General features: G+C 68.3%; 3 protein-coding genes. All 3 read left to right on the top strand.

From position 1 onward, the window contains the following. The first annotated feature begins 249 nt into the window (after nt 1-249). The 3 genes from ACFYM6_RS36080 (at nt 250) to ACFYM6_RS36070 (ending at nt 2,808) form a co-directional block, all read left to right on the top strand. Nucleotides 250-999: a TolB family protein gene (locus tag ACFYM6_RS36080; RefSeq protein ID WP_387282015.1), complete on the top strand. Its 750-nt coding sequence runs from the start codon at nt 250-252 to the stop codon at nt 997-999. A gap of 133 nt (nt 1,000-1,132) precedes the next feature. Then, nucleotides 1,133-1,660 carry a SigE family RNA polymerase sigma factor gene (locus tag ACFYM6_RS36075; RefSeq protein ID WP_387282016.1) on the top strand — a complete coding sequence of 176 codons (528 nt, stop codon included), beginning with the start codon at nt 1,133-1,135 and terminating at the stop codon, nt 1,658-1,660. A gap of 398 nt (nt 1,661-2,058) precedes the next feature. After that, the gene (locus ACFYM6_RS36070) at nt 2,059-2,808 is read left to right on the top strand and encodes a TolB family protein (protein WP_387282015.1); all 750 of its coding nucleotides are present in this window, start codon (nt 2,059-2,061) and stop codon (nt 2,806-2,808) included. The last annotated feature ends 44 nt before the right edge of the window (nt 2,809-2,852 follow it).

Here is a 2,852-nt window from a genome sequence, read left to right as displayed (position 1 = left end):
CTCCTAGCCACCGCCGCCTTCGCGGCCGGCTCCGCAATGCTGCTGACGGCCGCCTGCGGCACCGGCCAGGCCGTCGCCGGAAGCCAGACGCCGTCCTCGGTACCGGCGGTCTCATCGCCGCCGCCCCTGGCGGCCGCCTCGCCGTCACCTGCGGTGCCGGTCACGGGTTCGATCGTGGGGTTGCCGGGTTGGTTGTACTACGCAGATTCTGATCGGCTGGTTCGGTTGACTAGGTCTGGCGTAGAGACGGTGTTGAGTGCGGGTGCGTACGGGGCGAACGTGTCCCCGGATGGCGCCAGCATCGCCTTCGTTAACGAGAGCGGCGATGTGTTGGTCGCCGACCGCGACGGGCAGCACCGCCGCACGGTGCTACGCGGCAGCATCGAGGTCGGGTACGAACCGGCCTGGTCGCCCGACTCCCAGCGCCTGCTCGTCGTGAAGGGCGTCGCTGGCGGCAACGTCACCATGGGGATCATCACCATCGCGTCGGGCAACTTCACCCCGTTGGCGCACCAGCCCCAGGAGGCGATCCATCTCCTGTGGTCCGCCGATGGACAACACCTCGGATACGCCACCGGTACCTGCAAGATCGCCACGGCTGACGCCGATGGCGGCAACGCCCGCACCGTGCCGGTCTTCGGCGACCCGAACAGTGCCGCGAACCCGCAACGGCGGCGTAGCTGCGACCCTTACAGCCTCTCCCCGGACGGCAGCCTGATCGCGGTCAACCAGCGCACCGGTGACCAGCCCGACGGCGACATCGGCCGGGACCTGTTCGCCAACACCATCATCGACACCCGCACCGGCCACAACCTCACCCTGCCCGTCACCGGTTCGATCACCGCCATCCTCTTCCAACCCAACGGCGACATCCTCGTCCGAACGAAGAACGGCACCAACCAACTCACCCTGCTCAACCCCGACCGCACCATCAAGGCCCAGGTCACCGAACCCGCCACCGTCAAGAACTCCCGCCTCCTCGGCTACACCCCCAACTGACCCTCCTGCCCCGCGGCGCCTCCCGGCGTCGCGGGGCCGCCCGATCCTCGGAGCTCCGATGCCGGTCCTCACACCGACGATGCCGCGGCTAGACTCCCAAGCCGCGCACGTTTCGCCGTCGATCGGATCAGGCATGGGTACCCGCGACGATGAGTACGCCACGTTTGTCCGGGCCAGAAGTCATGCCCTGGTCCGGTCGGCCTACCTGCTCACCGGCGATCAGCACCTGGCGGAGGACCTGGTACAGGAGGCCCTCGCGCGTACCCACCGGGCCTGGTCTCGGCTCCACGAGACCGGCAACGCCGAGGCTTACGCCCGCCGGATCATGTACCACCTGCAGGTCTCCGTATGGCGGCGGCGCAAGGTGGCCGAGGTACTGCCCGGCGACCTCCCCGACGCGAGCGACCGCCGCAGCCACGACGACGCCGAGTCGATCACCCAGCGAATGACCGTCGAACGGGCGCTGCGCTCGCTCAGCCCGAGGCAACGCGCGGTCGTGGTGCTTCGATACTTCGAGGACCACACAGAGGCCGAGGCGGCCGAGATGCTCGGCGTATCGGTCAGCACCATCAAGACCCAGACCGCGCGGGCCCTTGAGCATCTGCGCAAGCTCGTGCCGGAGCTCAGGGAATTCCGGACCACAGAGGGGACCGGAAGATGAACGACGACCTACTGCGCGACAGCCTCGCGCGGATCAGCGACCAGGCGGAGCCGGTGGACTTCCTCGACCGGTCACTGGCCCGCTCGAAGCGGATCGGCCGCAACCAGGCGCTGATCAGGAGCGCCGCCGCGGTCGTCGCGCTGGCACTGGCCGGCGGGTTCACCTGGCAGCTGGGTCAGCCCAGAACGAACCGACCCACGCCGGCCGTCGGGCTGTCGGCGACGCCGTCCGCCGCTGCCTCGCCGAATCCATCCGCGCCTCCGTCACTTTCCCCGTCTCCGCCAGTGTCGCCATCCAGTACCCAGCCGATCACGGGTTCGATCGTGGGGTTGCCGGGTTGGTTGTACTACGCAGATTCTGATCGGCTGGTTCGGTTGACTAGGTCTGGCGTAGAGACGGTGTTGAGTGCGGGTGCGTACGGGGCGAACGTGTCCCCGGATGGCGCCAGCATCGCCTTCGTTAACGAGAGCGGCGATGTGTTGGTCGCCGACCGCGACGGGCAGCACCGCCGCACGGTGCTACGCGGCAGCATCGAGGTCGGGTACGAACCGGCCTGGTCGCCCGACTCCCAGCGCCTGCTCGTCGTGAAGGGCGTCGCTGGCGGCAACGTCACCATGGGGATCATCACCATCGCGTCGGGCAACTTCACCCCGTTGGCGCACCAGCCCCAGGAGGCGATCCATCTCCTGTGGTCCGCCGATGGACAACACCTCGGATACGCCACCGGTACCTGCAAGATCGCCACGGCTGACGCCGATGGCGGCAACGCCCGCACCGTGCCGGTCTTCGGCGACCCGAACAGTGCCGCGAACCCGCAACGGCGGCGTAGCTGCGACCCTTACAGCCTCTCCCCGGACGGCAGCCTGATCGCGGTCAACCAGCGCACCGGTGACCAGCCCGACGGCGACATCGGCCGGGACCTGTTCGCCAACACCATCATCGACACCCGCACCGGCCACAACCTCACCCTGCCCGTCACCGGTTCGATCACCGCCATCCTCTTCCAACCCAACGGCGACATCCTCGTCCGAACGAAGAACGGCACCAACCAACTCACCCTGCTCAACCCCGACCGCACCATCAAGGCCCAGGTCACCGAACCCGCCACCGTCAAGAACTCCCGCCTCCTCGGCTACACCCCCAACTGAATGCTCATTGCTGATCGGAGCCCCGCGCCCGAGGACGGGGACGC

Origin of the sequence: Micromonospora sp. NPDC006431 (assembly GCF_042870725.1) — a bacterium.
In the GTDB taxonomy this organism is placed as follows: domain Bacteria; phylum Actinomycetota; class Actinomycetes; order Mycobacteriales; family Micromonosporaceae; genus Micromonospora.
Note: the sequence above shows the minus strand (reverse complement) of the source record. Positions and strands in the feature narration are given on the sequence as shown.